Annotated in this window: 1 tRNA gene and 2 rRNA genes; all 3 read left to right on the forward strand. The window is 50.0% G+C overall.

Going from position 1 to position 4,867, the window contains the following annotated elements:
* The first annotated feature begins 48 nt into the window (after positions 1-48).
* Positions 49-1,595 (forward strand): 16S ribosomal RNA (locus tag B7717_RS00040).
* A gap of 51 nt (positions 1,596-1,646) precedes the next feature.
* Positions 1,647-1,719, forward strand: a tRNA-Ala gene (locus B7717_RS00045).
* 122 nt (positions 1,720-1,841) lie between these two features.
* Positions 1,842-4,742, forward strand: a 23S ribosomal RNA gene (locus B7717_RS00050).
* Together the 16S and 23S rRNA genes with 1 tRNA gene alongside form the textbook arrangement of a ribosomal RNA operon.
* Positions 4,743-4,867: the final 125 nt, after the last annotated feature.

Here is a 4,867-nt window from a genome sequence, read left to right on the forward strand (position 1 = left end):
AAAAAACAATAAATCTGTCAGTGACAGAAATGAGTGAGAACTCAAACTTTTAATGAGAGTTTGATCCTGGCTCAGGACGAACGCTGGCGGCGTGCCTAATACATGCAAGTAGAACGCTGAAGGAGGAGCTTGCTTCTCTGGATGAGTTGCGAACGGGTGAGTAACGCGTAGGTAACCTGCCTGGTAGCGGGGGATAACTATTGGAAACGATAGCTAATACCGCATAAGAGTAGATGTTGCATGACATTTGCTTAAAAGGTGCAATTGCATCACTACCAGATGGACCTGCGTTGTATTAGCTAGTTGGTGAGGTAACGGCTCACCAAGGCGACGATACATAGCCGACCTGAGAGGGTGATCGGCCACACTGGGACTGAGACACGGCCCAGACTCCTACGGGAGGCAGCAGTAGGGAATCTTCGGCAATGGACGGAAGTCTGACCGAGCAACGCCGCGTGAGTGAAGAAGGTTTTCGGATCGTAAAGCTCTGTTGTAAGAGAAGAACGAGTGTGAGAGTGGAAAGTTCACACTGTGACGGTATCTTACCAGAAAGGGACGGCTAACTACGTGCCAGCAGCCGCGGTAATACGTAGGTCCCGAGCGTTGTCCGGATTTATTGGGCGTAAAGCGAGCGCAGGCGGTTAGATAAGTCTGAAGTTAAAGGCTGTGGCTTAACCATAGTACGCTTTGGAAACTGTTTAACTTGAGTGCAAGAGGGGAGAGTGGAATTCCATGTGTAGCGGTGAAATGCGTAGATATATGGAGGAACACCGGTGGCGAAAGCGGCTCTCTGGCTTGTAACTGACGCTGAGGCTCGAAAGCGTGGGGAGCAAACAGGATTAGATACCCTGGTAGTCCACGCCGTAAACGATGAGTGCTAGGTGTTAGACCCTTTCCGGGGTTTAGTGCCGCAGCTAACGCATTAAGCACTCCGCCTGGGGAGTACGACCGCAAGGTTGAAACTCAAAGGAATTGACGGGGGCCCGCACAAGCGGTGGAGCATGTGGTTTAATTCGAAGCAACGCGAAGAACCTTACCAGGTCTTGACATCCCTCTGACCGCTCTAGAGATAGAGTTTTCCTTCGGGACAGAGGTGACAGGTGGTGCATGGTTGTCGTCAGCTCGTGTCGTGAGATGTTGGGTTAAGTCCCGCAACGAGCGCAACCCCTATTGTTAGTTGCCATCATTCAGTTGGGCACTCTAGCGAGACTGCCGGTAATAAACCGGAGGAAGGTGGGGATGACGTCAAATCATCATGCCCCTTATGACCTGGGCTACACACGTGCTACAATGGCTGGTACAACGAGTCGCAAGCCGGTGACGGCAAGCTAATCTCTTAAAGCCAGTCTCAGTTCGGATTGTAGGCTGCAACTCGCCTACATGAAGTCGGAATCGCTAGTAATCGCGGATCAGCACGCCGCGGTGAATACGTTCCCGGGCCTTGTACACACCGCCCGTCACACCACGAGAGTTTGTAACACCCGAAGTCGGTGAGGTAACCTTTTAGGAGCCAGCCGCCTAAGGTGGGATAGATGATTGGGGTGAAGTCGTAACAAGGTAGCCGTATCGGAAGGTGCGGCTGGATCACCTCCTTTCTAAGGATAAGGAACTGCACATTGGTCTTGTTTAGTCTTGAGAGGTCTTGTGGGGCCTTAGCTCAGCTGGGAGAGCGCCTGCTTTGCACGCAGGAGGTCAGCGGTTCGATCCCGCTAGGCTCCATTGGTGAGAGATCACCAAGTAATGCACATTGAAAATTGAATATCTATATCAAATAGTAACAAGAAAATAAACCGAAACGCTGTAGTATTAAAAGAGTTTATGACTGAAAGGTCAAAAAATAAGGTTAAGTTAATAAGGGCGCACGGTGGATGCCTTGGCACTAGGAGCCGAAGAAGGACGTGACAAACGACGATATGCCTTGGGTAGCTGTAAGTAAGCGATGATCCAGGGATTTCCGAATGGGGGAACCCAACAGGTACTACCTGTTACCCGCATCTGTTAAGGATGTGAGGAGGAAGACGCAGTGAACTGAAACATCTAAGTAGCTGCAGGAAGAGAAAGCAAAAGCGATTGCCTTAGTAGCGGCGAGCGAAACGGCAGGAGGGCAAACCGAAGAGTTTACTCTTCGGGGTTGTAGGACTGCAATGTGGACTCAAAGATTATAGAAGAATGATTTGGGAAGATCAGCCAAAGAGAGTAACAGCCTCGTATTTAAAATAGTCTTTGTACCTAGCAGTATCCTGAGTACGGCGGGACACGTGAAATCCCGTCGGAATCTGGGAGGACCATCTCCCAACCCTAAATACTCCCTAGTGACCGATAGTGAACCAGTACCGTGAGGGAAAGGTGAAAAGCACCCCGGGAGGGGAGTGAAATAGAACCTGAAACCGTGTGCCTACAACAAGTTCGAGCCCGTTAATGGGTGAGAGCGTGCCTTTTGTAGAATGAACCGGCGAGTTACGATATGATGCGAGGTTAAGTTGAAGAGACGGAGCCGCAGGGAAACCGAGTCTGAATAGGGCGCCTTAGTATCATGTCGTAGACCCGAAACCATGTGACCTACCCATGAGCAGGTTGAAGGTGCGGTAAGACGCACTGGAGGACCGAACCAGGGCACGTTGAAAAGTGCTTGGATGACTTGTGGGTAGCGGAGAAATTCCAAACGAACTTGGAGATAGCTGGTTCTCTCCGAAATAGCTTTAGGGCTAGCGTCGACATAAAGATTCTTGGAGGTAGAGCACTGTTTGGGTGAGGGGTCCATCCCGGATTACCAATCTCAGATAAACTCCGAATGCCAATGAATTATGGTCGGCAGTCAGACTGCGAGTGCTAAGATCCGTAGTCGAAAGGGAAACAGCCCAGACCACCAGCTAAGGTCCCAAAATAATTGTTAAGTGGAAAAGGATGTGGGGTTGCACAGACAACTAGGATGTTAGCTTAGAAGCAGCTATTCATTCAAAGAGTGCGTAATAGCTCACTAGTCGAGTGACCCTGCGCCGAAAATGTACCGGGGCTAAAACAATTTACCGAAGCTGTGGATACCTTTATAGGTATGGTAGGAGAGCGTTCTATGTGTGAAGAAGGTATACCGTGAGGAGTGCTGGAACGCATAGAAGTGAGAATGCCGGTATGAGTAGCGAAAGACAGGTGAGAATCCTGTCCACCGTAAGACTAAGGTTTCCAGGGGAAGGCTCGTCCGCCCTGGGTTAGTCGGGACCTAAGGAGAGACCGAAAGGTGTATCCGATGGACAACAGGTTGATATTCCTGTACTAGAGTATGTAGTGATGGAGGGACGCAGTAGGCTAACTAAAGCAGACGAATGGAAGAGTCTGTCTAAGCAGTGAGGTGTGAATTGAGTCAAATGCTTAGTTCTATAACATTGAGCTGTGATGGGGAGCGAAGTTTAGTAGCGAAGTTAGTGACGTCACACTGCCAAGAAAAGCTTCTAGCGTTTAAACATACTCTACCCGTACCGCAAACCGACACAGGTAGTCGAGGCGAGTAGCCTCAGGTGAGCGAGAGAACTCTCGTTAAGGAACTCGGCAAAATGACCCCGTAACTTCGGGAGAAGGGGTGCTGACTTTACGTCAGCCGCAGTGAATAGGCCCAAGCAACTGTTTATCAAAAACACAGCTCTCTGCTAAATCGTAAGATGATGTATAGGGGGTGACGCCTGCCCGGTGCTGGAAGGTTAAGAGGAGTGCTTAGCGTAAGCGAAGGTATGAATTGAAGCCCCAGTAAACGGCGGCCGTAACTATAACGGTCCTAAGGTAGCGAAATTCCTTGTCGGGTAAGTTCCGACCCGCACGAAAGGCGTAATGATTTGGGCACTGTCTCAACGAGAGACTCGGTGAAATTTTAGTACCTGTGAAGATGCAGGTTACCCGCGACAGGACGGAAAGACCCCATGGAGCTTTACTGCAGTTTGATATTGAGTGTCTGTACCACATGTACAGGATAGGTAGGAGTCTAAGAGATCGGGACGCCAGTTTCGAAGGAGACGTTGTTGGGATACTACCCTTGTGTTATGGCCACTCTAACCCGGATAGGTTATCCCTATCGGAGACAGTGTCTGACGGGCAGTTTGACTGGGGCGGTCGCCTCCTAAAAGGTAACGGAGGCGCCCAAAGGTTCCCTCAGAATGGTTGGAAATCATTCGCAGAGTGTAAAGGTATAAGGGAGCTTGACTGCGAGAGCTACAACTCGAGCAGGGACGAAAGTCGGGCTTAGTGATCCGGTGGTTCCGTATGGAAGGGCCATCGCTCAACGGATAAAAGCTACCCTGGGGATAACAGGCTTATCTCCCCCAAGAGTTCACATCGACGGGGAGGTTTGGCACCTCGATGTCGGCTCGTCGCATCCTGGGGCTGTAGTCGGTCCCAAGGGTTGGGCTGTTCGCCCATTAAAGCGGCACGCGAGCTGGGTTCAGAACGTCGTGAGACAGTTCGGTCCCTATCCGTCGCGGGCGTAGGAAATTTGAGAGGATCTGCTCCTAGTACGAGAGGACCAGAGTGGACTTACCGCTGGTGTACCAGTTGTCTTGCCAAAGGCATCGCTGGGTAGCTATGTAGGGAAGGGATAAACGCTGAAAGCATCTAAGTGTGAAACCCACCTCAAGATGAGATTTCCCATGATTTTATATCAGTAAGAGCCCTGAGAGATGATCAGGTAGATAGGTTAGAAGTGGAAGTGTGGCGACACATGTAGCGGACTAATACTAATAGCTCGAGGACTTATCCAAAGTAACTGAGAATACGAAGTGTGAGGTTTTCTTGGTATTTGATAGATATTCAATTTTGAGTAGGTATTACTCAGAGTTAAGTGACGATAGCCTAGGAGATACACCTGTACCCATGCCGAACACAG

The sequence above is a fragment of the Streptococcus oralis subsp. oralis genome (assembly GCF_002096495.1).
Taxonomy (GTDB): Bacteria; Bacillota; Bacilli; order Lactobacillales; family Streptococcaceae; genus Streptococcus; species Streptococcus oralis_CU.